Source organism: Acidiphilium multivorum AIU301, assembly GCF_000202835.1.
GTDB classification, from domain to species: domain Bacteria; phylum Pseudomonadota; class Alphaproteobacteria; order Acetobacterales; family Acetobacteraceae; genus Acidiphilium; species Acidiphilium multivorum.
On the sequence record NC_015186.1, the window covers coordinates 984,195 to 1,007,975 of the forward strand.

A 23,781-nucleotide genomic window follows, 5' to 3' on the forward strand; every position below is an offset into this window, starting at 1 on the left:
ATTATTTAATTTATTTTGATAAAATATTTCGGATTGTATCAAATTATTCTTGATTTGAACAATTTCAGACGGGGCGGGCCACAGTCACCGGCGGGTTCGTGCGTATTCGCTCAAGTAAATCCTGGATTTCCGGAGTCATTCATGATTGATGGCGATCGCCGCGATTTCAGAAGCTGGCGATGCGGACTGCACGAAATCTCTGCCCGTCATGAGCGAGGCGCTCGCCCGCGCGCCGGAAGGCCGCCGGCATGTCTTTTGCCTCGCGCAGAGCTGCCGGGATGCCGGGCGTGGCCGCCGCGATGGTTGCCGGGGAAGGTCTGGCGCTGGATTGTCCCGCTGACGACAAGCGGTTGATCGACGGCTTCGTTTATCGGTGGGGCTTCGCGAGGAGTTGTCGAGCGCCGGGAACCATGGCCGCGATCCGACGCGGCGGGCACGGGTGGATGCTGGAAAATCAATGATTTGGCGGCCTGCTTGTTCCTGAAATTCACCCGCGAATTTCAGGGGCGGGACACTGGCCCCGGCTCCTTGCCGAAGCGGCATGCCTCGTGCGGGGGACGGGCATGGATGCTGCCGAAATGGCCGTGCGGGCCACGCGCGCGGCCTTCGGACGGGGTGGCGCTCTTGACAGCGGGGCCGGGTCGTTGTGGAAGGCGGATGGACGCGCACGGTGTGCGGGCAGTCCGAGCCCGCAGGGGTGTAGCTCAATTGGCTAGAGCGCCGGTCTCCAAAACCGGAGGCTGGGGGTTCGAGACCCTCCACCCCTGCCAGCCGGAACCCGAGGGCCGGCGCCGGCAGCGATTCTTGTTTTTCGTGGAGCACTCAGACATTGGCGTTCAACCCGGCGAAGTTCTTGCGCGACGTGCGCAGCGAAGCGTCCAAGACCACCTGGCCTTCGCGCAAGGAGACACTGGTGACCACCGGTGTGGTGCTGGCGATGGTCGTGGTGACCATCGTCTTCTTCCTGGTGGTGGACCAGGTGATCGGGTTCGGCATGCGGCTGCTGTTCGGCGTCGGGAATTGAGGTAGGGTCATGGCAAAACGCTGGTACGTGCTGCATGTGTATTCCGGGTTCGAGAAGAAGATCGCGACCCAGATCATGGAAACCGCGGCCCAGAAGGGGCTGGCGGACCAGATCGAGCAGGTGATGGTCCCGGCCGAGGAGGTCGTGGAGATCCGCCGCGCCCAGAAGGTCAACGCCGAGCGCAAGTTCTTCCCCGGCTACGTGCTGGTGAAGATGGAAATGACCGACGACGCCTGGCACCTCGTGCGCGACATTCCGAAGGTCACCGGATTCCTCGGCACCAAGCTCAAGCCGACGCCGATTTCCGAGGCCGAGGCGCAGCGCATGCTGCAGCAGGTGCAGGAAGGCACCGAGCATCGCCGCCCCGCCGTGGTCTTCGAGATCGGCGAGCAGGTGCGCGTGGCCGACGGGCCGTTCACCAGTTTCAACGGCGTGATCGAGGATATCGACGAGGACAAGGGCCGGGTGAAGGTCTCGGTCTCGATCTTCGGGCGGTCGACGCCGGTCGAACTCGAATACGGGCAGGTCGAGAAGCTCTGAACCTTTCTCCTCCGTCCTGCCGGTGACGGGGCATCATCCGGCCGGGTGATGCCGATCGCTGAACGGGTGGACGGAGCCGGGAGACGGGCATGGACGGTGCGACAGAGACGATCAGGGTTCCGGCGAACGGGCTCGAATTTGTCGTGGATTCAGCGGGTTCGGGGAAGAAGCTCGCGCTTTGCCTGCACGGGTTCCCGGAATCGCGCTTCTCCTGGCGGTTCCAGCTGCCGCTGCTGGCGAGCCTTGGCTACACCGCCTGGGCGCCGGATCTGCGCGGGTACGGGCACTCCTCGCGGCCGGAGGGGGTGGAGAATTATCGCATCTCGCATCTGCTGCGCGACGTCGCCGGGCTGATCGACGCGGCGAAGGCGCGCGGGATCGACGAGGGGGTGGTGCTGCTCGCGCATGACTGGGGCGGGGCGCTGGGCTGGCTGTTCGTGCTGAACGGGGTGCGGCCGGTCGAGCGGTTCATCGTGATGAACATGCCGCATCCGTACCTGTTCGCGCGCGGGCTCAGGACCTGGAAGCAGCTGCGGCGCTCCTGGTACATCTTCGGTTTCCAGATCCCCCGCTGGCCGGAGCGGGTGCTGGCGGCGAACCGGGCCGCCTGGATCGCGCGGGCGTTTCGCGGCGCCGCGATCGACAAGAGCCGGTTTCCCGACGAGGTGCTGGAGGTCTACCGGCAGAACGCGCTGATCCCCGGCGCGCTGACCGCGATGATCAACTGGTACCGGGCGAATTTCCGCAACCCGTTCCGCGGGCTCGCGCCGGCGAAGCGGCTCGCGGTGCCGACGCTGATGATCTGGGGCGAGCGGGATGTCGCGCTCGGCCGGGAGCTGACCGAGGGGACCGGGGCGCTGGTGGACGACCTGACGCTGCGTTACCTGCCGGACGTGTCGCACTGGGTGCAGCAGGAGGCGCCCGAATCGGTGAACGCGATGATCCGGGCCTGGCTCACCGGCGCGCCGGTGCCGGAGCATCCGGCGGGGTGAGCGCGGCTCAGCGTTCGAGCAGGACGCCCTTGCTGGTGCCCTCGACCGCGACCTCGCCCGATTCGAGCAGGGTGAGGGTGCCGGCGCAGATGGCGATGGTGCCGAGGCCGGGCTTGTAGTCCAGCTCGGTGACCTCCCAGCGGATGCGGGCGTGCGCGCCCATCGGCACCGCGCGGCGGAAGCGGAAGCTGAACTCCATGCCGACGGTCGGGCCGAGACGGGCGAAATGCGCGGCGGTGAGGCCCATCATCCGCGCCGTGGTCTCGGTGCCGCTGACGATCAGCCCACCATAGCGCGAGGCTTTCGCCTTCGCCTCGTCGTGATGCATCGGGTTGGTGTCGCCCACCAGCAGGGCAAAAGCCCGGGACGCACTTTCATGAAAAACGTGATCGGTCTCGAAACTGTGGCCGAGCTTCACCAATTCCGCCATGTTTTGGCCTTCCTCGCGTGTTCTTGTCCGCCGCGTCGCACCGTGGCAGTGAAGTTGGACGTCACACCTGCCACAAGGTCCGGAAGGCGTCCATTCGATACCGCGCATCCCGCGCCCTATGATAGTCCGGGAGGTTGTTTTGCCGATCAAACCATTGAAAAAAGCCGTTCTTCCCGTTGCCGGCCTGGGGACGAGATTTCTCCCGGCCACCAAGGCGATTCCCAAGGAGATGTTGCCCGTCGTCGACAAGCCGCTGATCCAGTACGCGATCGACGAGGCGCGGGCGGCCGGGATCGAGCAGTTCTGCATGGTCACCGGGCGCGGCAAGACGGCGCTGATCGACCATTTCGACATCGCCTTCGAGCTGGAGGCGACGCTGGCCGAGCGCGGCAAGCAGGACGCGCTCGACATGCTGCACGAGGAGGTGATGGAGCCGGGCTCGATCGTGACGGTGCGCCAGCAGGTGCCGCTCGGGCTTGGCCACGCGATCTGGTGCGCGCGGGCCTTCATCGGCGACGATCCGTTCGCCATCCTGCTGCCGGACGACCTGGTGCTGAGCCAGACCCCCTGCCTCGGCCAGCTCGCCGACGCCTACCGGGCGACCGGGGGCAATGTCGTCGCCGTCGAGGAGGTGCCGATGGAGCAGGTGCACCGCTACGGCGTGCTCAAGACCGGGGCGACGGAGCGGAATCTCGTGGAGGTGAAGGGGCTGGTCGAGAAGCCGAAACGCGAGGAGGCGCCGTCGAATCTCTCGATCATCGGGCGCTACGTGCTGCTGCCGGAGGTGATCGGCCATCTGGCGCGGATGGAGCGCGGCGCCGGCAACGAGGTGCAGCTGACCGACGCGATGGCGAAGATGATCGGGGCGGCGCCGTTCCACGGGCTGAAATTCGAGGGGCGGCGGTTCGACTGCGGCGACAAGGCGGGCTATCTGGAAGCGCAGATTGCCTTCGGTCTGGTGCGTCCGGACCTGGGGCCGTCGATCCGTCACTTCCTGAAGGCTTATTCCGATGCATGACAAGACCGGTTTCTCGCATCAATTCCCCGCCAGCACGCTGCGCGAATACGATATTCGCGGCATCGTCGGCGAAACGCTGCACGAGACGGACGCCTTCGCGATCGGGCGAACCTTCGGCTCGATGGTCGCGCGCAAGGGCGGCAGCCGGGTGATCGTGGGCCGCGACGGGCGGCTCTCCTCGCCGGCGATGGCGCGGGCGGTGATCGCGGGACTGGTCGCCAGCGGCATGCAGGTGACCGATATCGGCTGCGGGCCGACGCCGATGCTGTATTACGCGGCGACCGTCGCCGAGGCCGATGGCGCGGTGATGGTGACCGGCAGCCACAACCCCTCGAACTACAACGGCTTCAAGATGATGCTCGGGCGCAAGCCGTTCTTCGGCGCGCAGATCCAGGAGCTCGGGCGGCTGGCGGCGGCGGGGAATGTGGAGCCGGAAGGCGAGGGGTCGGTCGAGGAAAAGGATGTCAGCGACGCCTATCTGGCCCGGCTGCTGGAGGACTGGGAAGGCGGCGACCGGATGCTCAACGTGGTGTGGGATACCGGCAATGGCGCCGCCGGCGAGATCGTCGCGCGGCTGGTGCAGGCGCTGCCGGGGCGGCACATGGTGCTGAACGCCGAGATCGACGGGCGGTTCCCGGCGCATCATCCGGACCCGACGGTGCCGAAGAACCTCGAGCAGCTGGTGGCCGCGGTGAAGAAGCAGGGGGCGGATATCGGCATCGCCTTCGACGGCGACGCCGACCGGATCGGCATCGTCGACGATACCGGCGAGATCCTGTTCGGCGACCAGTTCCTCGTGCTGCTGGCGCGCGACGTGCTGGCGGCGCATCCGGGGGCGATGATCATCGCCGATGTGAAGGCGAGCCAGGTGCTGTTCGACCAGATCGCCGCCGCGGGCGGCACGCCGCTGATGTGGAAGACCGGGCATTCGCTGATCAAGTCGAAGATGGCGGAGACCGGCGCGCCGCTGGCGGGCGAGATGTCCGGCCACATTTTCTTCGCCGACAAGTGGTACGGGTTCGACGACGCGATCTATGCCGCGATCCGCGTGCTGAACGCGGTGAACCGGAGCGGCGAGAGCGTTTCCGCCTTCCGCAAGAGCCTGCCGCAGGTGATCAACACGCCGGAGCTGCGCTTCGACTGCGCGGAGGACCGGAAATTCGAGGTGGTGGCCGAGGTGGCCGAGCGGCTGCGGGCGGATGGCGCCACCGTGTCGGAGACCGACGGGGTGCGGGTGACGACCGAGGACGGGTGGTGGCTGCTGCGGGCCTCGAACACCCAGGCCGTGCTGGTGGCGCGGGCGGAGGCGGGATCGGCCGAGGGGCTGGCGCGGCTGAAGCAGATCCTCGCCTCGCAGCTCGCGGCCTCGGGCCTCGCGCCGGATTTCTCCGGCGCGAATTCCGGGCATTAAGCCACTGAAGTTCAAAGATTGACGATGCGCCCCCGGCCGGAACCGGGGGCGTTTTCGGTTCAGCGCGCGGGCAGCAGGCCGACGAGGCGCTCGGCTTCGGCGACGATCGGCTCGGCGATGGCCGCCGCACGGGCGGCGCCGGCCTGGAGCATGCGGTCGATCTCGGCGGGATCGGCGGCGAGGCGTTTGGTCTCGGCGCCGATCGGGGTGAGTTTCTGCACCGCAAGCTCGGTCAGCCGTTCCTTGAACGGGCCGAATCCGCTGCCGGCGTGCTGGCGCAGCACCTCCTCGGCGGTGATGCCGGCGAGGGCGGCGTAGATGCCGACGAGGTTGCGGGCCTCGGGGCGGGAATCGAGCTGCGCCGGGCGCTCGGGCAGCGGTTCCGGGTCGGTCCTCGCGCGGCGGATCTTCTGGGCGATGGCGTCGGCATCGTCGGTGAGGTTGATGCGGCTCTGGTCCGAGGTGTCGGATTTCGACATTTTCCTGGTGCCGTCGCGCAGGCTCATGATGCGGGCGCTGCCGCCGATGATGCGCGGGGTGATGGCGGGGAAGAATTCCACCCCGTAATCGTGGTTGAATTTCTGCGCGATGTCGTTGGCGAGTTCGAGATGCTGGCTCTGGTCCTCGCCGACGGGCACCTCGGTCGCGTGATAGGCGAGGATGTCGGCGGCCATCAGGTTGGGATAGACGAACAGGCCGGTGGAGACGGCCTCGCGGTCCTTGCCGGCCTTGTCCTTGAACTGGGTCATGCGGTTGAGCCAGCCGAAGCGGGCGACGCAGTTGAAGATCCAGGCGAGGCGCGCATGGGCGTGCACCGCCGACTGGTGGAACAGGATGCTGCGGGCGGGGTCGATGCCGCAGGCGACGAGCAGGGCGGCGTTCACCCGCGTCTGCTGGCGCAGCGCCTCGGGCTCGACCCAGACGGTGAGCGCGTGCAGGTCGACGAGGCAGTAGATGCCCTCGTTGCCCTCCTGCAGCGCGACCCAGTTCTGGATCGCGCCGAGATAATTGCCGAGATGCGCGATTCCGGTGGGCTGGATGCCCGAAAATATGCGTGCCATGGCCGCTGTATCAGCGCGCTTCGGCGGCCCGGTCAAGCGCCGTTCAGGCGGGTTTGGGGCGGCGCAGGAGCAGGCGCAGCTCGGCCGGGCGGATGGCGCCGAGGAGAATGCCGGCGAGCGCGAAGACGGCGAGGCCGGCGGCGATCAGCAGGGCGAGGCTGGCGACGGGGGCGAGATGCATCAGCGCGGTGCGGCGCAGGGCGAGCAGGGCGAGGGCCATCAGCCCGCTCGCCAGCGCGATGGCGAGGATGCGGCGGGCGAGCGCGCGGTCCGGCGCAAAATCGGCGCGGCGGCGGAGCAGGAGGGCGAGGGCGAGGGCGTTGAACCAGGCGGCGAGGCTGGTCGAGAGCGCGATGCCGACCTGTTGCAGCGGGTGCATCAGGGCGAGGTTGAGGGCGAGGTTGATCGCGACCGCGGCGAGCCCGGTCTTGACCGGGGTGGAGGTGTCGCCGCGGGCGAAGAAGCCGGGGGCGAACAGCTTCACCAGCACGAAGGCGGGCAGGCCGAAGGCATAGACGGCGAGGGCGGCGGCGCTGCGGGCGGCGTCGGCGTCGGAAAAGGCGCCGTGGGCGAAGAGGGTGCGCATCACCGGCAGGCCGATCGCGGCCAGGGCGGCGGCGGCGGGCAGGGTGAGCAGCAGCGAGACGGCAATGGCGCGGTTGAGCGATTCGCGGGCGGCATCGGTCTCGTTGCGGCGGAACTGGCGCGAGAGACTCGGCAGCAGCACGGTGCCGACCGCGGTGCCGATGACGCCGAGGGGGAGCTGGTTCACCCGGTCGGCGTAGTACAGCACCGAGACGGTGCCGGTCGGCAGCAGCGAGGCGATGATGGTGTCGACCGTGAGGTTGAGCTGGGTGACGCCGGCGCCGATCAGCCCGGGGCCGAGGCGGCGCAGCACGGTGCGCGCGCCCGGCGTGAGGCGCGGGACGCGCAGGCGCAGCGGCGAGCCGGCGCGGGCGAGCGCCCAGGCGAGCAGGACGAACTGCACGATCCCCGACAGGGCGACGCCGTAGGCCAGCGCCTCGGGCACGCGCTGGCCGGCGGCGTGCAGGATGAGCAGCGTCGCGATGATGCAGACATTGAACAGGATGGGGGCCGCGGAGGCGGCGGCGAAATGGCCGCGCGCGTTCAGCACGCCGGAGAACAGGGCGCAGAGGCAGATCAGCCAGAGATAGGGGAAGGTGATGCGCGAGAGCCGGACCGCGAGGGCGAATTTCGCCGGATCGGCGCGGAAGCCGGGGGCCAGGACGTCGAGCACCAGGGGCATGAACAGCAGGCCGAGGATGGTGAGGGCCATGAGGAACACCGCCATGATCGCGGTGACCTCCTCGGCGAGGCGGCGGGCCGGGGCCTCGCCCTCCTGCGCGAGGGCGCCGGCATAGGCGGGGATGAAGGCGGCGCTGAACGCGCCCTCGCCGAACAGGCGGCGGAACAGGTTGGGCAGGCGCAGCGCCACGAAGAACGCGTCCGCCGCCGGGCCGGCGCCGAGCAGGGCGGCGATCAGGATGTCGCGCGCGAATCCGAGCACCCGGCTGCCCATCGTCCAGGCGCCCACGGTCAGCGCATTGCGCAGCATTCTCGCTCCTCGGCGGTTGGCGCCCGGCCGGATCGGCCGGAACGAGCGCAGAGCATTAGCGGGTGGCGGGCACGGTTTCCAGCCTTGGGCGGGCGGGGAGGATGAAGCCGTCGGTGGGATAGATCGTGCGGCCGGGCTCGTGATCGGGCGCGTACCAGACGCGCACCGAGGTCCAGTCGTTCGCGGGCGAGACGTCCAGCACCGGGGTGGCGCGCTGGAGGCGGCCGGGCAGCCAGTTGGCCTGGGTGACGAGGATCTCGCGCGGGCCGAGCACGCGGGTGACGACGGCGACATGGCCCGCGGTCATCGCGCCGTGGCGGCGGAAGACCAGCACGGCGCCGGGGACGGGATGGTGCGCGCGGGGGTAGAGCCCATCGGCCTCGTCCCACCAGCGCCAGGCGTCGCCGGTGAGCTCGATGCCGGAGACGGCGCGGGCATAGGGCACGCAGGTGAGCGTGGTCGGGGTGCCGTATCCGGCGAAGCGCGAGGTGGCGCAGGCGGCGAGCAGCAGCGGCGCCGCGAGGGCGGGCAGGGCGAGTCGCATGGGCAGAGAATACCTGCTAGTCAGCCGGCATGGACACGATTTATCGCGGCGACCTGTCGACCCCGGCGGGGCGGCGCAATGCCTGGATCGACGCGCTGTTCGTCGACCATGCCGTGCTGCGGCTGGGCTGGACCAATTTCGCTCCGGTGAAGCCGGGCGCGCTGTATCGATCGAACCATCCGGTGCCGTTCCAGCTGGCGAAATTCCGCCGGCTGGTCGGGATCAACACGCTGATCAACCTGCGCGGCGAGTGCCGCAACGGATCGGACGCGCTCTCGCGCGAGGCGGCGCGGCGGCTCGGGCTCGATTTCTACGACATGGCGCTGGAATCGCGCGGCGCGCCGCATCGCGACCGCATCCTGCGGCTGGCCGAGATCATCCGCACGATGCGGCGGCCGGCGCTGGTGCACTGCAAGTCCGGCGCCGACCGGGCGGGGATCGCGAGTGCGTTGTTCGTGCTGATCGAGGGCGGCAGCGTGGCGGAGGCGCGGCGGCAGCTCAGCCTGCGCTTTGGCCATATACGGCAGTCGAACACCGGGATCCTGGACGCCTTCCTCGACATGTACGAGGAGGAGGGCGGCGGGATGGCGTTTCTCGACTGGGTGCGCGACGCCTATCGCGAGCAGGCGCTGCGCGAGCGCTACGCGCGCGAGACGCGCAACCGGCCGGGCCGGCGGATCGCGCGGTTCGTCAACGACCGGCTGCTCGCCCGGGAGTGACCGGGCGGCGGCGCGGGCAGGGGCGGGCGGTCAGGCCTCCGGCGGGGCGGCGCTGATCGGGATTTCGCGGGCTTCGGTCGGCGGCTGTTCGCCGAGACCGGGGGCGGCTTCGACGAGTTCGGCCTCGTCCTGCGCCTCGGCAGGCTGGGCATCGCCGCGGCGGGAATGGCCGTTGCCGTGCGGGGCCTGGGCGGCCTGGTTCATCGCGGAAATGATGCGGAAATAATGCTCGGCGTGCTGGAAATAGCTCTCGGCGAGGACCCGGTCGCCGGCGCCGGAGGCATCGCGGCCAAGCTGCTGGTACTTGTCATAGAGCTGCTGGGCGGTGCCGCGGACCCGCTGTTCGGGGCCGTTGCTGTCGAAGACGTGGTTGCGGTTGAGGGGGGTGCCGCCGCTCTGGTAGTTGCGGAATCCGCCGCCGCCGCCACGATTGTTGCGCCCGCGCATACGTTTGATGTTCATCGAGTTGCGTAATCCTGTTTCAGTGCGACCATGCGCGTACCGGACCGTCGGTTCCCTGGTCGAAGCCGGGCAGCGTCTCTCATGGCTTGGTCGTTCAAACGATTTTCGATACGGCTTTTGTGGAACCGGGACCGCGTCGCAGAACGAAGCGATCTGACACAAGCCGCTCCGGCCGCATGAGGCCGGGCACCGAATACAAGGGATATCTAGTCTGATTCGGCCGAATCGACAAATGGTTTTTCACGAATATTTTTCCCGCGCTGCCATGATCACGGCGCGGGGGATGCCGGCGAGGTCGGGTTCGGCGGTGGCGTCCAGCCCGTGCGCGGCGGCGAGGGCGGCCAGCGGCGCGGCCTGGCCGATGCCGGCCTCGAGGATGGCGAGGCCGCCGGGGGCGAGCAGGCGGGGCAGATCGGCGACGATGCGGCGATAGGCGTCGAACCCGTCGGCGCCGCCATCGAGCGCGGAGGCGGGCTCGTGGGCGGCGACTTCCGCCATCAGGCCGGGGATGTCGGCGCTCGGGATATAGGGCGGGTTGGCGAGGATGAGGTCGAAACGGGCGGCGAGGGCGTCGGCCCAGTCGCCGCAGCAGAAGGCGGCGCGGGCGGCGAGGCCGGTGCGGGCGGCGTTGGCGCGGGCGAGGGCGCAGGCGGCGGGCACGCGGTCGATCCCGATGCCGAAGGCGTCGGGGTATTCGGCGAGGGCGGCGAGGAGCAGGGCGCCGGTGCCGGTGCCGAGATCGAGGATCGTGCGGATCGTGCGCCGGTCGGGGCGGTGGCGCAGCGCGGCCTCGATCAGGGTTTCGGTGTCAGGCCGGGGGATGAGGGTGGCGGGCGAGACGGCGAGGTCGAGGCTCCAGAAGCCCTTCGCGCCGGTGATGTAGGCCAGCGGCTCGCGGGCGGCGCGGCGGCGGGCGAGGGCGAAGGCGGGTTCGGGGTCGACCTCGTCGAGCGCCCAGAGTGCGGCGAGATCGACGCCGAGCGCGTGGGCGAGGATCAGGCGGGCCTCGCGGGTCGGGTTCTCGACGCCGCCCGCGGCGAGGATACGGCCGAGTTCGCGCAGGGCCTCGGTGGTCGGGATCATGCGCCGGCGGCGGCGAGGCGGGCGGCCTGGTCTTCCTCGGTCAGCGCGTCGATGATCTCGTCGAACTCGCCGAGCATGACGCGGTCGATCTTGTGCAGGGTGAGGTTGATCCGGTGGTCGGTGACCCTTCCTTGCGGGAAATTGTAGGTGCGGATGCGCTCGGAACGGTCGCCGGTGCCGACCTGGGACTTGCGGTCGGCGGCGCGGCCGGCGGCGGCGGCGGCGCGGGTCTGCTCGTAGAGCCGGGCGCGCAGGATCTTCATCGCCTTGGCGCGGTTCTTGTGCTGGCTGCGCTCCTCCTGCATGGCGACGACGATGCCGGTGGGCAGATGGGTGATGCGGACGGCGCTCTCGGTCTTGTTGACGTGCTGGCCGCCGGCGCCGGAGGCGCGGAAGACGTCGATCCGGAGATCGGCCTCGTTGACCTCGACATCGACGTCCTCCGCCTCGGGCAGGACGGCGACGGTGACGGTGGAGGTGTGGATGCGGCCCTGGGTTTCGGTGGCGGGGACGCGCTGGACGCGGTGGACGCCGCTTTCGAACTTGAGGCGGGCGAAGACGGCGCGGCCGGTGATTTCGGCGATGCCCTCGCGCAGGCCGCCGAGCTCGGTCTCGGTATAGTCGAGGATCTCGAAGCGCCAGCCGCGCAGGTCGGCGTAGCGGCGATAGGCGGCGAAGAGCTCGGCGGCGAACAGCGCGGCCTCGTCGCCGCCGGCGGCGGGGCGGATTTCGAGGATGGCGGGGCGTTCGTCGGCGGCGTCGCGCGGCAGGAGGGCGAGGCGGATCTCGTGTTCGAGCCGCGGCAGGGTCTCGCGCAGGGAATCGAGCTCGGCATCGGCCAGTTCGCGCAGCTCGGGATCGACGCGGGCGGCCTCGGCCTCGTCGCGGGCGCGCTCGGCGGCGCGGAGCAGGAGGATCTGCTGCTCGACCGGCTCGATCTCGGCCAGCTCCCGCGAGGCGGCGACGAAGCGCTCGCCATCGACCCCGGCGGCGAGCATCGCGCGCAGCTCCTCGGCGCGGAGGACGATACGGTCGAGTTTTTGCTCAAGGGTCATCGCGTCAGCGGGTCATCCGAGGGCGGCGAGAAGCTCGGCGCGGGGGAGTTCGCGCTGGGCGCCGTCGTCGAGGGTTTTCAGGGTGACGGCGCCGCGGGCGAGCTCGTCCGCGCCGATCAGCACGGCGGCGCGGGCGTTGATGCGGTTGGCGCGTTCGAGACGCTTCTTCAGGTTGCCGCGATAGGCGGCCTCGGCGGCGATGCCGGCGCGGCGGAGGGTGGCGAGGATCTCGATCGCGGCGGTCTGCTCGGCCTCGCCCATCGGGATGACGGCGACGGGGCGCGGCGTGGCGGGGGTTGCGGCGAGCAGCATGGCGAGGCGCTCGATGCCCGCCGCCCAGCCGACGCCGGGGGTGGGCGGGCCGCCCATCTGCTCGACCAGCTGGTCGTAGCGGCCGCCGCCGAGCACGGTGCCCTGCGCGCCGAGGGCGGTGGAGACGAATTCGAAGGCGGTGTGGTTGTAGTAGTCGAAGCCGCGGACGATGCGCGGGTTCTCGACGAAGGCGATGCCGAAGGCGGAAAGCGCGGCCTTCAGACCGTCGTAGAACGCGGCGGAGGCGGGGTTCAGGTGGTCGTAGATAAGCGGGGCGTCGGCGAGGAGGCGGATGTCGTTCGCATCCTTGGTGTCGAGGATGCGCAGCGGGTTCTTGACCAGGCGGACCTTGCTCTCGTCGGAAAGCTCGGATTCGTAGCGGGAGAGATAGTCGACCAGGGCGGTGCGGTAGGCGTCGCGGCTGTCGCGGTCGCCCAGCGTGTTGATGTGCAGGGTGATGCTGGCGCCGACGCCGAGCTCGTCGAGGATCTGCTGGCCGCAGGCGATCGCCTCGGCGTCGGCCAGCGGTTCGGCGGCGCCGATGATCTCGAGGCCGATCTGGTGGAACTGGCGGTAGCGGCCCTTCTGCGGGCGCTCGTAGCGGAACATCGGGCCCTGGTAGAAGATTTTCTGCGGCAGGGTCTGGGTGAGGCCGTTGGAGACCAGGGCGCGGCAGACGCCGGCGGTGCCCTCGGGGCGGAGCGTGACGGATTCGCCGGAGCGGTCCTCGAAGGTGTACATCTCCTTGGTCACCACGTCCGAGGTTTCGCCGAGATTGCGGGCGAAGACGGAGGTGAGCTCGAAGACCGGCGTGGCCCATTCGGCGGCGCCGTAGAGGCCGGCGACGCGGCGGGCGGTCTCGACCACGTGGTGATGCCGGCGCGCGTCCTCGCCGATGATGTCCTGGGTGCCGCGCACGGGTTGGGGCTTGGTCAAGGCGGATATCCTTCAGACAGCGGAGATTGCCGGTGGTTTGCCGGAAATCGCCGCCGCTGAACAGTCCGCGGCGCGCGGGCGGGCTATTCCGCCGCCTGCTTCGCCGCCGCCTTTTCCTCGCGCAGGCGGGCGGCGCGCTGTTCGACCAGCTCCACGACATGGTCGATCATCGCCGCCCCCTCGATCGTGTGGTCGGTCTTGCCGGCGGCGTAGACCATGTGGCGGCCGTTGCCGCCGCCGGTGACGCCGAGATCGGTCATCAGCGCCTCGCCCGGCCCGTTGACCACGCAGCCGATGATGGAGAGGGTGATCGGCTCCTCGATATGGGCGAGGCGGTCTTCGAGCTGGGCCACCGTGTCGATCACGTTGAAGCCCTGGCGGGCGCAGGAGGGGCAGGAGATGACACGCACGCCGCGATGGCGGATGCCGAGCGACTTCAGGATGTCCCAGCCGACGGCGACCTCTTCCTCCGGCTCGGCGGAGAGGGAGACGCGCATCGTGTCGCCGATGCCGGCCCAAAGCAGCGAGCCCAGGCCGATCGAGGATTTGACCGTGCCGGTGCGCCGCCCGCCGGCCTCGGTGATGCCGATGTGGAGCGGGTGGTCGCAGACCTCGGCGAGCTGCTGGTAGGCGGCGACGGCCATGAACACGTCGGACGCCTTCACGCTGATCTTGAATTCGTGGAAGTCGTGATCCTGCAGGATCTTCGCGTGTTCGAGGGCGGATTCGACCAGGGCGTCGGGGTTCGGCTCGCCGTATTTCTCGAGCAGGTGCTTCTCCAGCGAGCCGGCGTTGACGCCGATGCGGATGGAGCAGCCGTGGTCGCGGGCGGCGGCGACGACCTCGCGCACGCGCTCGGCGCTGCCGATATTGCCGGGGTTGATGCGCAGGCAGGCGGCGCCGGCCTTCGCCGCCTCGATCGCGCGGCGGTAGTGGAAATGGATGTCGGCGACGATGGGGACGTTCACCTGGCGCACGATGTCGGCGAGGGCGGCGGTGGCCGCCTCGTCGGGGCAGGAGACGCGGACGATGTCGACCCCGGCGCGCTCGGCGCGGTGGATCTGCGCCACCGTGGCGGCGACATCGTCGGTCGGCGTGTTGGTCATGGTCTGCACGGTGATCGGCGCGTCGCCGCCGACCTTGACCGGGCCGACGCTGATCTGCCGCGACTTGCGGCGGACGATCTGCTGGTATTCGCGGTAATTCATCGGGCTCGCTTCCGTGGAGGGGTTACTGCGCGGTGGAGGCGCCGGAGGGGGCGGCGGCGCTGCCGGAGGCCGGCGGCGTCAGTGGTATATTGTGGAGAACCACGCCCGGCTTTCCGAGGGGGGAGCCGGCGGCGCCGTTGCGGACCAGCTCTGTGCCGCCCGCATTGCCGGTGGTCAGGGTCAGGCCCGGCTCGTTCGGCACCGGCCAGGACTGGCCGGCCTTCAGCACGCGGCTGAACAGGATGGTGCCGTGCGGGCCGCGGACCTGGACCCAGCTATCGGCGCTGGCGCTGATGACCAGCGGGTTGGCGCCGGCGATCGCGGTGGCGGAGGTCGCCGTGCCGGCGCCCGGGGTGGCCGGCGCCGGGGTCGCCGGCGCCGGGGTCGCCGATCCGGGCGTGGCGCCGCCGGAGGCCGATGACGCGCCGGACGATGACGTGGCCGAAGATGCCGAGGCGGACGATGACATGGCGGTTGTCGACCCGCCCGATCCGCCGCTGGCGGTGCCGGACGTGGCGCCGCCGGCGGCCAGGGAGGCCGGCGCGTTGGCGGAGGACGCGGTCTGGTCCGGCGTGGCGGCCGCAGGCGCGGACTGGCCGGCGGCGGACGTGCCGGACGCGGATGCGCCGGACGTGGTCTCGCCCGATGCGGACTGGCCCGACGCGGTCTGGTCCGACGCGGACTGGCTTGAGGTGAACGGGCCCGATGTGGAGGGGCCGGACGCGGATGCGGCCGGGGCGGCGGCACCGTTCGCGGCGAGCTGGTCGGGCGTGGCGCCGCTGCTCGCGGGCGGTGCCGCGGGCGCGGCAGCGGCCTTGGGCGCGGGCGGGGATTTGGGGACGGCGAGCGGCGCGAGCTTGGCCGGCACCGCGGGGACCATCCGCGCCATTTTCAGCTCGTGCTCGGAATGGCGGTACCAGAGGAAATAGCCGGCGATGCCGATGACCGCGACGACGAAGAGCACGGCGCCGGGCGGCACCGCGCGGTCCGGCACCGGCTGGGGAAAGGCGAGGTCCGGCTGGCGCGGGCGGGTCATGCCCTCGGCGCGGAAGCGGCGGAGGATTTCCTCGGGGTCGAGCCCCATCGCCTCGGCATAGGAGCGGATGAACCCGGCGGCATAGGTCGGCGCCGGCAGGGCGGCGAGGTTGCCGGCCTCGATGGCTTCGAGGAAGACCCGCCGGATCTTCAGCCGCGCGGCGATGTCCGGCAGTTTCCAGCCGAGCCGCTCGCGGACGGCGCGCAATTCGGCGCCGACACTCGCGGGACCCCGGGAAACCGTCGCATGGGGGGCGGGGATGGTCAGGTCGAAATCGTGGTCGCCGTTCATAGTACCCATGAAAGCTCGTGGAACGGTTAGGGTCGGGTCACGCCGCGCCGGGATCGCACCGGAGCGCCACCGGTGCCCGCCTGTCCCGTACGGTATCGGATGCGATATGCCCCCTGTAGCGCGTTCGGGCTAGATCGGCAAACCGTGCTCCCGCGCCCAGGCGGTGAGCGGCTCGCGCAGCGAGCTGCCGGCGGCGCCGGCGCGGCGGAGTTCGCGCAGCACCGGGCGCAGGGCGGCGAGGTCGGCCTCGGCGAACAGCGCCTTGACCGGCAGGATCGAGGCGCCGGACATCGACAGCGTGTCGACCCCGATGGCGGCGAAGACCAGGGCATCGAGCGGGCGGCCGGCGGACTCGCCGCAGATCGAGAAACCGACCTCCTCCTCGGCGCAGGCGGCGGCGAGACCCTCGATCAGTTCGAGCACCGGGGCGGAGAGCACGTCGTAACGGCCGGCGAGCTTCGGCGTGCCGCGATCGGCGGCGAAGAGGAACTGCATCAGGTCGTTGGTGCCGAGGGAGACGAAATCGGCCTCGGCGAGCAGGCCGGGGAGCTGGAACAGCAGCGAGGGCACTTCGAGCATCGTGCCGATCTCGATGCGGTTCGGCATCTCGTCGAGCCGGGCGGCCTCGGCCTCGAGCAGGTCGCGCGCGGCGCGGAATTCGGCGACCGTCGCCACCATCGGGAACATCACCGAGAGATCGAGTCCGGCCGCGCCCATCAGCAGGGCGCGGAGCTGCTTGCGCAGGATGGCCGGACGGTCGAGCCCGACGCGCAGCGAGCGCCAGCCCATCGCCGGGTTTTCCACCTGGTCGTCGGCCTCGCCGGGGAGAAGCTTGTCGGCGCCGAGATCGAGCGTGCGGAAGACGACGCGCTTGCCGTCGGCGCGCTGGAGGACGCGGCGGTACTCGGCCGCCTGGGCGGCGACGCCGGGGACGCGGGCGGCGGCGAGGGCGGCGATCTCGGTGCGGTAGAGGCCGATGCCCTCGGCGCCGGTGCGGGTGAGCTGGTCGATCTCGAAGGCGAGGCCGACATTGAGCATCAGCGTGACCTCGGTGCCGTCCCGGGTGCGGGCCGGACGGTCGCGGAAGACGGCGAGCTCGGCGGCGCGGGCGCCGCGGGCGGCGAGGGCGCGGTCATACAGCGCGGTGACCTCGGGGTCGGGGCGGAGGATGAGGGCGCCGGATTCGGCGTCGAGCAGCACGGGATCGCCCTGGCGGGCGGCCTCGGTCGCGCCGGCCTCGACGGCGATGGCGGGGATTTCCAGCGCGCGGGCGAGGATCGCGGCGTGGCCGCCGGTGCTGGCCTCCTCGATCGCGACGCCGGCGATGCCGCGCTGGTGCCAGTCGAGCAGTTCGGCGGGGCCGAGGCGGCGGCAGACCAGGACCATGCCGCGCGCATCCTCCGGCTTCGCGGTGCCGGCGCCGAGGGCGGCGAGCATGCGCTCGATCATGTCCTCGATATCGGCGACGCGCTCGCGCAGATAGGGGTCGGCCACCTTGCGCATGCGCCGGCGCAGCTCGCTGCCGACCTGGTCGACCGCGGCCTCGGCGGTCAGGCCGTCATTGATCGCGGCGCGGACGCGCTCGAGCCAGCCGGTGCCCTGCGAGATCAGGCGATAGGCCTCCAGCACCTCGCGGGTGGCGTGGCCGGTGGGCAGGTGCTCGGAGACCAGGCTGTCGAGCGAGGTTTCGGCATCGGCCATCGCCTGGTCGAGGCGGACGAGCTCGGCCGCGGTGTCTTCCGCGAGGACGTGGCGCGGGCCGGGCGAGCGGCCGAAGGGCAGGGCGGTGCCGCGGACGATGCCGGGGGCGAGCGGATGGCCGGAATAGCGCCGGGCCAGCGCGTCGCCGAAGCCGGCGGCGGCGATGTCGGCCGCACCCTGGCTGGCGAGGATCTCGCCGATCAGCATGGCGATGGTCGAGATCGTCTCGACCTCGAGCGGAGTGTAGACGCGGGGCTCGGAATTCTGCACCGCGATGACGCCGAGGGTGCGGCCGGCGCGGCGGATCGGCACCGCGAGCATCGAGGCGTAGCGCTCCTCGCCGGTTTCGGGGCGGTAGGCGAATTCGGGGTGGTTCTGCGCGTCCGGCAGGTTGAGCGCCTCGCCCTTGGCGGCGGCGAGGCCGATGATGCCCTCGCCCACCCGCACCCGCGTGTGGCCGACCGCGGCGATGCGCAGCCCGTGGGTGGCGGCGAGTTCGAGCATTTCGCCGGCGCGGGCGACATAGACCGAGCAGACCTCGACCGCGAGTTCGGCGGCGATCAGCTCGACCAGCTCGGCCAGGCTGGAATTGCCCGCGCTCAGCCGTTCGCGCAGCTTCGCGAACAGCCGCCGCGAGGCGGCGAGCGGGATGGTGCGCGGGCGGGGCGCGCCCTTAGGCCGCTTCGATCGAGGCATCCGGCTGGCGGACGGTGGCGCGCGCGGCGAAGGCGGCGTCGGCCTGGGCGATGAGTTCGGCGATGATCTCGGCCACCGGCTGGATCGCGGTGACCATGCCGACCGACTGGCCGGCCATCACCGAGCCCTGCTCGACATCGCCCTCGATCACCGCGCGGCGGAGGGCGCCGGCCCAGAAATGCTCGATCGAGAGCTGGGCCTGCTCCTTGTCGAGCTCGCCGGCCTGGAAGCGGCGGATGGTCTCGGCCTGGTGCTCGACGAAGCGGGCGGTGCCGGCATTGGCGAGGCCGCGCACCGGGATGACCGGGAAGCGGGCGTCGAGCTGGACCGAGGGAATCGCGTCGCGCGCGTTCGCCTTCAGGAAGGCGGCCTTGAAATTGGGGTGGGCGATGCTCTCGGCGGAGGCGGCGAAGCGGGTGCCGAGCTGCACGCCGGCGGCGCCCATTTCGAGGAAGGCGAGGATCGCCTCGCCGCGGCCGATGCCGCCGGCGACGAAGACCGGGACCTCGGTGATGACGGGCAGGATTTCCTGCGCCAGCACGGCGAGCGAGACCGGGCCGATATGGCCGCCGGCCTCGGAGCCCTCGATCACCAGCGCGTCGGCGCCGCTGCGGATGAGGCGTTTCGCGAGCACCAAAGCGGGGGCGAAGCAGACGAGCTTCGCGCCGCCCTCCTTCACCGCGCGGACCGCGGCGGCGGAGGGCAGGCCGCCGGCGAGGACGACATGGCCCACGCCGTGGCGGACGCAGACCGCGATCAGCTCCAGCAGCTGCGGGTGCATGGTGATCAGGTTGACGCCGAAGGGCTTCGTGGTGAGCGCCTTGGTCGCGGCGATCTCGGCGTCGAGCAGTTCGGGGGTCATCGAGCCGCAGGCAATGACGCCGAAGCCGCCGGCATTGGAGATGGCGGAGACGAGGTGGCGCTCGCTGACCCAGCTCATGGCGCCGCCCATGATCGCGGTCTCGGTGCCGAGGAAGGCGCGGCCGCGGGCCCAGAGCGGATCGAGCGCGCTCATGCGACGTCCAGCCCGTAGGCGGTGTGCAGGGCGCGGACGGCGAGCTCGGTGTATTCGGCGTCGATCAGCACGCTGACCTTGATCTCGCTGGTGGAGATCACCTGGATGTTGATGCCGCGGGCGGCGAGCGAGCGGAACATGGTGCCGGCGACGCCCGCATGGCTGCGCATGCCGACGCCGACGACGGAGATCTTGGCGACGTCGGGGTCGGTCGCGAGTTCGGCGAAGCCGATCTCGTCGCGCTTCTCGTCGAGCACGAGGCGGGCGCGGGGCAGCTCGGTCTTGTTGAGGGTGAAGGTCATGTCCGTGGTGCCGTCGGCGGAGACGTTCTGCACGATCATGTCGACATTGATGCCGGCCTCGGCGAGCGGGCCGAACACCGAGGCGGCGACGCCGGGGCGGTCGGGCACGCGGCGGACGGTGACCTTGGCCTCGTCCCGCGAATAGGCGATGCCGGCGACGATTTCCTGTTCCACGATTTCATCCTCATCAACGACCAGCGTTCCCGGCGCATCCGTGAAGCTGGAGAGAACCTGCACCCGCACACGCTCCTTCATCGCGAGTTCGACGGAGCGGGTCTGTAATACCTTCGCACCAACCGAGGCGAGTTCCAACATCTCCTCATAGGCGATGGCGGGCAGCTTGCGCGCCTTGGGGACGATGCGCGGGTCGGTGGTGTAGACGCCGTCGACATCGGTGTAGATGTCGCAGCGGTCGGCCTTCACCGCGGCGGCGACGGCGACGGCCGAGGTGTCCGACCCGCCGCGGCCGAGGGTGGTGACGCGGTTGTCCGGCCCGATGCCCTGGAAGCCGGCGATCACCGGGACCTGGCCCATCTGCATGCGGCGGATCAGCTCGGCGCCGTCGATCGCGTCGATCCGCGCCTTGCCGTGCTGGCCGTCGGTGCGGATGGGGATCTGCCAGCCGGTCCAGGAGCGGGCATCGACGCCGATGGTCTGCAGCGCGACGGCGAGCAGGCCGATGGTGACCTGCTCGCCGGTGGCGACCACCGTGTCGTATTCCCGCGCGTCGTAGAGCGGGGAAAGCTCCTGGCACCAGGCGACGAGCTGGTTGGTGGCGCCGGCCATCGCCGAGGTGACGACCGCGACCTCGTGCCCCTCGTCCACCACGCGCTTGACGCGCGCGGCGACGTTGCGAATCCGGTCCAGATCGGCGACCGATGTGCCGCCGAATTTCATCACGATGCGCGCCATGTGATCCGATCTTGCCGTGAAACTGGTATCGACGCGGGAGCGGCGCTTGCTGCCGTCTCCCGGCAGGCTCACATAGCGAGCGGCAGGGAGAAGGGCAATGCGGGCGGAAGAGGACGTGAGCATGGATGACGGGCAGGGCGCCGGACGGGCGGACGCGGCGGAGGTGCGGAAATTCGACGCGCTGGCGGCGCGCTGGTGGGACCGGCACGGGCCGATGCGCGCGCTGCACGCGATGAATCCGGCGCGCAGCCGGTGGATCCTCGACCATGTCGCCGCGGCGCGCGGCGGCGCGGCGGGGGTGGCGGTGCTCGATGTCGGCTGCGGCGCGGGGCTGCTGGCGGAAAGCCTGACCCGCGCCGGATGCAGGGTGACGGCGATCGACGCCGCGGGCGAGGCGATCGCCGCGGCGCGGGCGCATGCCGAGGCGCAGGGACTCGGGATCGACTACCGCGCGACCACGGCGGACGCGCTGGCCGAAGCCGGCGCGCGGTTCGACGTGGTGACGGCGCTGGAGGTGATCGAGCACGTACCGGACCCGCAGGGGTTTCTCGACACGCTGGCGGGGCTGCTGAAGCCGGGCGGGTTGCTGTTCATCTCAACACTGAACAGAACGCCGCAATCGATTGTTTTTGCAAAATACGCGGCGGAGTATGTGCTGGGCCTGGCGCCGCCCGGCACGCATGACTGGCGGAAATTCGTCACGCCGGGGGAGCTGGCCGCGATGTGCCGCGCCGCCGGGCTGCGGCTGGCGGCGACGGCGGGGATGGTGCCGGCGCCGCTGGCGGGCGGATTCCGCATCGCCCGGGATACGCGGATCAACTACATCGCGATGGCGGTGGCGGGCTGAGGCCGGCCGCTTCGGAGTCGCGGCAGGCGGCGAGCAGCCAGTCGCGGAAGGCGGCGAGGCCGGGCGGGCGGCGGGCCGGGTTTTCCAGCAGGTAATAGCCGAGGCCGGTGGTGACCGGCGGGGCGGCGGCGCAGGCGAGGCGGCCGGTTTCCAGCGCGCCGGCGATCAGCGGGTGCCAGCCGAGGGCGATGCCCTGGCCGGCGATCGCCGCCTGCTGGACCAGGGAATAGGTGTCGAACGTGGCGTCGCCCGGGCGGGGCGGGCGGTCGATGCCGTGGGCGGCGAACCAGCCGCGCCAGGTGAGCCAGGGCGCCGGGTGGCGGGGTTCGAGATGCAGCAGGCGCATCCGGGCGAGGTCCGCCGGGCCGGCGGGAACACGCAATAGGGCGGGGCTCGCCACCGCCGAGACGGTTTCGCGGAACAGCAGGTGCGCGGCCCGGCCCGGCCAGGCGCCGGTTCCCATCAGGATCGCGACATCGGCGGGGTCGGCCAGCGGGTCGGCGAGGAATTGCGAGGCGACGATGCGCAGCTCGGTCGCCGGGGCGGCGGCGGCGAAGGCGCCGAGGCGGGGGATCAGCCAATCGCCGGCGAAGCCGTAATCGGTGGCGACGGTCAGCGGGCGCTGGCCGGACAGGGCGCGGATGTCGTCCCGCGCGCGCTCGACCGCGGCGCGCGTGGCCGCCGCCGCCTCGAACAGGATCTGCCCCTCCGGCGTCAGGCTGACGCCGCGATGGCGGCGGTGGAACAGGCGGCAGCCGAGATGCGCCTCGAGCCAGCCGACCTGGTGGCTGACCGCGGGCTGGGTGGCGCCGAGCTCGCGGGCGGCGCGGCTGAAATTGAGATGCCGGGCCGCCGCCTCGAACACCGCGAGGGCGGGCAGCGCGGCGCGCCAGTTGCCATTAGCCATGCTGATGGGTTCCATTCATCGATTCGGTCTTCAAGCGGGCCCGGTTTCAAGGCAGCGTGCCGCCGGATCGATATTGGACGCAAGGGGAGATGGCGAGAGATGATGCCTGGGGTTGATGGCAACGGAGCAGACAAGGCGGCGGACGGGCGGCCCAATATCCTGATCGTGATGGCCGACCAGCTCGGCGCGCGGGCGCTGCCGGCCTATGGCAACCAGGTCGCGCTGACGCCCAATATCGACGCGCTCGCCGCCGGCGGGGTGGTGTTCGACAACGCCTATTGCAACAGCCCGCTCTGCGGCCCCTCGCGCTACGTGTTCATGAGCGGGCAGCTGCCCTCGGCGATCGGCGCCTTCGACAACGCGGCCGAGTTTCCGGCGATGCTGCCGAGCTTCGCGCACCACATGCGCGCCGCCGGATACCGCACGATCCTGTCCGGCAAGATGCATTTCTGCGGGCCGGACCAGATGCACGGATTCGAGGAGCGGCTGACCACCGACATCTACCCGGCCGATTTCGGCTGGACGCCGGACTGGACCGATTTCGCGACGCGGCCGAGCTGGTACCACGACATGAGCTCGGTGCGCGAGGCGGGGCTGTGCGTGCGGACCAACCAGATGGACTATGACGACGAGGTGGTGTTCGCGGCGCGGCAGAAGCTGTTCGACCTCGCGCGCGATGACGACGGGCGGCCGTTCTGCATGGTGGTGTCGCTGACGCATCCGCACGATCCCTTCGCGATGACGGAGGAATACTGGAACCTCTACGACCACGACGCGATCGACATGCCGCGGGTGCGGACGGCGCCGGCTTCGATGGACCCGCATTCGCTGCGGCTGCGCCACGTGTCGAACATGGACAACGAGCCGGTGACCGAGGCGCAGGTGCGCAACGCGCGGCACGCCTATTACGCGGCGATCTCCTTCGTCGACCGCCAGCTCGGCCGGCTGCGCGAGACGGTCGAGGCGTGCGGGCTCGCGGCGCGGACGGTGACGGTGATGACCGCCGATCACGGCGAGCTGCTCGGCGAGCACGGGCTCTGGTACAAGATGAGCTTCTTCGAGGACGCGTGCCGGATTCCGCTGATCGTGCATGCGCCGGGGCGGTTCGCGCCGGCGCGGGTGGGGGCGGCGGTGTCCTCGGTCGACATGCTGCCGACGCTGGTCGGGCTCGGCGGCGGGAGGATCCCGGCGGGGCTCGCCTGCGACGGGACCTCGCTGCTCGGCCATCTCGAAGGGCGCGGCGGGCATGACGGCGCGTTCGGCGAATATCTCGCCGAGGGGGCGATCGCGCCGATCGTGATGATCCGGCGCGGGCGGCACAAGTTCATCCATTGCCCGGCCGATCCGGACCAGCTCTTCGACCTCGAGGCCGATCCGGACGAGCGGGCGAACCTCGCGGCGGCGCCGGAGCACGCGGCGCTGGTGGCCGCGTTCCGCGCCGAGGTGGCGGCGCGCTGGGACCTCGACGCGGTGCATCGCGCGGTGCTGGCGAGCCAGGCGCGGCGGCGCTTCATCGACGCGGCGCTGCGGCAGGGGCGGCGGAAGTCGTGGGATTTCCAGCCCTTCGTCGATGCCTCGGAACAGTACATGCGCAACCACATGCGGCTCGGCGACCTCGAGAAGCGGGCGCGGTTTCCCCGGCCGGCGGGGGACTGACCCGCCGGCGCGATGCGGCGCGATGCGGGATGCATGATTTCCGTATC

At 70.7% G+C, this 23,781-nt stretch carries 23 protein-coding genes and 1 tRNA gene; 10 read left to right on the forward strand and 14 right to left on the reverse strand.

What is annotated here, in order from left to right; genetic code table 11:
• Positions 1-287: 287 nt before the first annotated feature.
• From ACMV_RS04255 to ACMV_RS04275, 5 genes are all read left to right on the forward strand, one after another.
• Positions 288-461, forward strand: a complete 174-nt coding sequence (locus ACMV_RS04255; RefSeq protein ID WP_154653528.1) for a hypothetical protein — start codon at positions 288-290, stop codon at positions 459-461.
• Between the two features lie 232 nt (positions 462-693).
• A tRNA-Trp gene (locus ACMV_RS04260) sits at positions 694-770 on the forward strand.
• 83 nt (positions 771-853) lie between these two features.
• Positions 854-1,024: a preprotein translocase subunit SecE gene (secE, locus tag ACMV_RS04265; RefSeq protein ID WP_307188570.1), complete on the forward strand. Its 171-nt coding sequence runs from the start codon at positions 854-856 to the stop codon at positions 1,022-1,024.
• Between the two features lie 9 nt (positions 1,025-1,033).
• Positions 1,034-1,564, forward strand: a complete 531-nt coding sequence (gene nusG, locus ACMV_RS04270; protein WP_007421769.1) for a transcription termination/antitermination protein NusG — start codon at positions 1,034-1,036, stop codon at positions 1,562-1,564.
• Between the two features lie 89 nt (positions 1,565-1,653).
• Positions 1,654-2,556, forward strand: coding sequence for an alpha/beta fold hydrolase (locus ACMV_RS04275; protein WP_011941934.1), 903 nt, complete (start codon positions 1,654-1,656; stop codon positions 2,554-2,556).
• Between the two features lie 7 nt (positions 2,557-2,563).
• Here ACMV_RS04275 and ACMV_RS04280 read toward each other — a convergent pair whose 3' ends face one another.
• The gene (locus ACMV_RS04280) at positions 2,564-2,986 is read right to left on the reverse strand and encodes a MaoC family dehydratase (protein ID WP_007421771.1); all 423 of its coding nucleotides are present in this window, start codon (positions 2,984-2,986) and stop codon (positions 2,564-2,566) included.
• Positions 2,987-3,104: 118 nt separating this feature from the next.
• Between ACMV_RS04280 and galU the strand changes: the two genes are divergently transcribed.
• Positions 3,105-4,004 carry a UTP--glucose-1-phosphate uridylyltransferase GalU gene (gene galU / locus ACMV_RS04285; RefSeq protein WP_035188603.1) on the forward strand — a complete coding sequence of 300 codons (900 nt, stop codon included), beginning with the start codon at positions 3,105-3,107 and terminating at the stop codon, positions 4,002-4,004.
• Positions 3,997-5,415 (forward strand): phosphoglucomutase/phosphomannomutase PgmG, encoded by a 1,419-nt coding sequence (pgmG, locus tag ACMV_RS04290; protein WP_007421773.1) that lies wholly within the window; start codon positions 3,997-3,999, stop codon positions 5,413-5,415. The genes galU and pgmG overlap by 8 nt, the downstream gene beginning before the upstream one ends.
• Positions 5,416-5,474: 59 nt before the next feature.
• On the opposite strand, the gene trpS is transcribed toward pgmG, so the two are convergent.
• From trpS to ACMV_RS04305, 3 genes are read right to left on the reverse strand one after another with little or no spacing between them, the layout of a single operon-like run.
• Entirely contained in the window at positions 5,475-6,476 is a 1,002-nt protein-coding gene (trpS, locus tag ACMV_RS04295; RefSeq protein ID WP_011941932.1) for a tryptophan--tRNA ligase, read from the reverse strand.
• 43 nt (positions 6,477-6,519) lie between these two features.
• Entirely contained in the window at positions 6,520-8,052 is a 1,533-nt protein-coding gene (murJ, locus tag ACMV_RS04300) for a murein biosynthesis integral membrane protein MurJ (protein ID WP_013639665.1), read from the reverse strand.
• Between the two features lie 55 nt (positions 8,053-8,107).
• Positions 8,108-8,596 carry a CHAP domain-containing protein gene (locus ACMV_RS04305; protein ID WP_013639666.1) on the reverse strand — a complete coding sequence of 163 codons (489 nt, stop codon included), beginning with the start codon at positions 8,594-8,596 and terminating at the stop codon, positions 8,108-8,110.
• Positions 8,597-8,625: 29 nt separating this feature from the next.
• Between ACMV_RS04305 and ACMV_RS04310 the strand changes: the two genes are divergently transcribed.
• The gene (locus ACMV_RS04310; protein WP_007423792.1) at positions 8,626-9,315 is read left to right on the forward strand and encodes a tyrosine-protein phosphatase; all 690 of its coding nucleotides are present in this window, start codon (positions 8,626-8,628) and stop codon (positions 9,313-9,315) included.
• 30 nt (positions 9,316-9,345) lie between these two features.
• On the opposite strand, the gene ACMV_RS04315 is transcribed toward ACMV_RS04310, so the two are convergent.
• From ACMV_RS04315 to ACMV_RS04355, 9 genes are all read right to left on the reverse strand, one after another.
• On the reverse strand, positions 9,346-9,777 hold the full coding sequence (locus tag ACMV_RS04315) for a DUF4167 domain-containing protein (protein ID WP_011941930.1): 432 nt from the start codon (positions 9,775-9,777) through the stop codon (positions 9,346-9,348).
• Positions 9,778-10,017: 240 nt separating this feature from the next.
• Positions 10,018-10,860 carry a peptide chain release factor N(5)-glutamine methyltransferase gene (gene prmC, locus ACMV_RS04320; protein ID WP_013639667.1) on the reverse strand — a complete coding sequence of 281 codons (843 nt, stop codon included), beginning with the start codon at positions 10,858-10,860 and terminating at the stop codon, positions 10,018-10,020.
• A complete protein-coding gene (gene prfA, locus ACMV_RS04325) occupies positions 10,857-11,915 on the reverse strand; it encodes a peptide chain release factor 1 (protein WP_013639668.1) in 1,059 nt (352 codons plus the stop codon). Before prfA ends, prmC begins: the two co-directional genes overlap by 4 nt.
• Before the next feature lie 12 nt (positions 11,916-11,927).
• A complete protein-coding gene (gene hisS, locus ACMV_RS04330; RefSeq protein WP_013639669.1) occupies positions 11,928-13,163 on the reverse strand; it encodes a histidine--tRNA ligase in 1,236 nt (411 codons plus the stop codon).
• Positions 13,164-13,246: 83 nt separating this feature from the next.
• Entirely contained in the window at positions 13,247-14,371 is a 1,125-nt protein-coding gene (gene ispG / locus ACMV_RS04335; protein ID WP_011941926.1) for a flavodoxin-dependent (E)-4-hydroxy-3-methylbut-2-enyl-diphosphate synthase, read from the reverse strand.
• 22 nt (positions 14,372-14,393) lie between these two features.
• Positions 14,394-15,707 carry a helix-turn-helix domain-containing protein gene (locus ACMV_RS04340; protein ID WP_013639670.1) on the reverse strand — a complete coding sequence of 438 codons (1,314 nt, stop codon included), beginning with the start codon at positions 15,705-15,707 and terminating at the stop codon, positions 14,394-14,396.
• Between the two features lie 120 nt (positions 15,708-15,827).
• The gene (ptsP, locus tag ACMV_RS04345) at positions 15,828-18,095 is read right to left on the reverse strand and encodes a phosphoenolpyruvate--protein phosphotransferase (RefSeq protein WP_011941924.1); all 2,268 of its coding nucleotides are present in this window, start codon (positions 18,093-18,095) and stop codon (positions 15,828-15,830) included.
• The gene (locus tag ACMV_RS04350; RefSeq protein ID WP_007422817.1) at positions 18,073-19,110 is read right to left on the reverse strand and encodes an NAD(P)H-dependent flavin oxidoreductase; all 1,038 of its coding nucleotides are present in this window, start codon (positions 19,108-19,110) and stop codon (positions 18,073-18,075) included. The genes ptsP and ACMV_RS04350 overlap by 23 nt, the downstream gene beginning before the upstream one ends.
• The gene (locus tag ACMV_RS04355; protein WP_011941923.1) at positions 19,107-20,324 is read right to left on the reverse strand and encodes an aspartate kinase; all 1,218 of its coding nucleotides are present in this window, start codon (positions 20,322-20,324) and stop codon (positions 19,107-19,109) included. The genes ACMV_RS04350 and ACMV_RS04355 overlap by 4 nt, the downstream gene beginning before the upstream one ends.
• A gap of 97 nt (positions 20,325-20,421) precedes the next feature.
• On the opposite strand from ACMV_RS04355, the gene ubiG reads away from it, so the two are divergent.
• Positions 20,422-21,171 (forward strand): bifunctional 2-polyprenyl-6-hydroxyphenol methylase/3-demethylubiquinol 3-O-methyltransferase UbiG, encoded by a 750-nt coding sequence (gene ubiG / locus ACMV_RS04360; RefSeq protein WP_007422819.1) that lies wholly within the window; start codon positions 20,422-20,424, stop codon positions 21,169-21,171.
• Here the strand turns inward: ubiG and ACMV_RS04365 are convergent.
• Positions 21,140-22,078: a LysR substrate-binding domain-containing protein gene (locus tag ACMV_RS04365; RefSeq protein WP_231295372.1), complete on the reverse strand. Its 939-nt coding sequence runs from the start codon at positions 22,076-22,078 to the stop codon at positions 21,140-21,142. The genes ubiG and ACMV_RS04365 overlap by 32 nt on opposite strands.
• Before the next feature lie 102 nt (positions 22,079-22,180).
• Between ACMV_RS04365 and betC the strand changes: the two genes are divergently transcribed.
• Positions 22,181-23,734 (forward strand): choline-sulfatase, encoded by a 1,554-nt coding sequence (betC, locus tag ACMV_RS04370; protein ID WP_172637321.1) that lies wholly within the window; start codon positions 22,181-22,183, stop codon positions 23,732-23,734.
• Positions 23,735-23,781 lie beyond the last annotated feature (47 nt).

Bases quoted from the DNA above. Each gene is read 5' to 3' on its own strand.
- prfA (WP_013639668.1), bottom strand. From the start codon at position 11,915: ATGACCCTTGAGCAAAAACTCGACCGTATCGTCCTCCGCGCCGAGGAG.
- ACMV_RS04280 (WP_007421771.1), bottom strand. From the start codon at position 2,986: ATGGCGGAATTGGTGAAGCTCGGCCACAGTTTCGAGACCGATCACGTT.
- pgmG (WP_007421773.1), top strand. From the start codon at position 3,997: ATGCATGACAAGACCGGTTTCTCGCATCAATTCCCCGCCAGCACGCTG.
- betC (WP_172637321.1), top strand. From the start codon at position 22,181: ATGCCTGGGGTTGATGGCAACGGAGCAGACAAGGCGGCGGACGGGCGG.
- murJ (WP_013639665.1), bottom strand. From the start codon at position 8,052: ATGCTGCGCAATGCGCTGACCGTGGGCGCCTGGACGATGGGCAGCCGG.
- ispG (WP_011941926.1), bottom strand. From the start codon at position 14,371: ATGAATTACCGCGAATACCAGCAGATCGTCCGCCGCAAGTCGCGGCAG.
- ACMV_RS04340 (WP_013639670.1), bottom strand. From the start codon at position 15,707: ATGGGTACTATGAACGGCGACCACGATTTCGACCTGACCATCCCCGCC.
- ACMV_RS04355 (WP_011941923.1), bottom strand. From the start codon at position 20,324: ATGGCGCGCATCGTGATGAAATTCGGCGGCACATCGGTCGCCGATCTG.
- trpS (WP_011941932.1), bottom strand. From the start codon at position 6,476: ATGGCACGCATATTTTCGGGCATCCAGCCCACCGGAATCGCGCATCTC.
- ACMV_RS04365 (WP_231295372.1), bottom strand. From the start codon at position 22,078: ATGGCTAATGGCAACTGGCGCGCCGCGCTGCCCGCCCTCGCGGTGTTC.
- ACMV_RS04310 (WP_007423792.1), top strand. From the start codon at position 8,626: ATGGACACGATTTATCGCGGCGACCTGTCGACCCCGGCGGGGCGGCGC.
- ACMV_RS04275 (WP_011941934.1), top strand. From the start codon at position 1,654: ATGGACGGTGCGACAGAGACGATCAGGGTTCCGGCGAACGGGCTCGAA.
- ptsP (WP_011941924.1), bottom strand. From the start codon at position 18,095: ATGCCTCGATCGAAGCGGCCTAAGGGCGCGCCCCGCCCGCGCACCATC.
- ubiG (WP_007422819.1), top strand. From the start codon at position 20,422: ATGCGGGCGGAAGAGGACGTGAGCATGGATGACGGGCAGGGCGCCGGA.
- ACMV_RS04315 (WP_011941930.1), bottom strand. From the start codon at position 9,777: ATGAACATCAAACGTATGCGCGGGCGCAACAATCGTGGCGGCGGCGGC.
- ACMV_RS04350 (WP_007422817.1), bottom strand. From the start codon at position 19,110: ATGAGCGCGCTCGATCCGCTCTGGGCCCGCGGCCGCGCCTTCCTCGGC.
- prmC (WP_013639667.1), bottom strand. From the start codon at position 10,860: ATGATCCCGACCACCGAGGCCCTGCGCGAACTCGGCCGTATCCTCGCC.
- galU (WP_035188603.1), top strand. From the start codon at position 3,105: ATGATAGTCCGGGAGGTTGTTTTGCCGATCAAACCATTGAAAAAAGCC.
- nusG (WP_007421769.1), top strand. From the start codon at position 1,034: ATGGCAAAACGCTGGTACGTGCTGCATGTGTATTCCGGGTTCGAGAAG.
- ACMV_RS04305 (WP_013639666.1), bottom strand. From the start codon at position 8,596: ATGCGACTCGCCCTGCCCGCCCTCGCGGCGCCGCTGCTGCTCGCCGCC.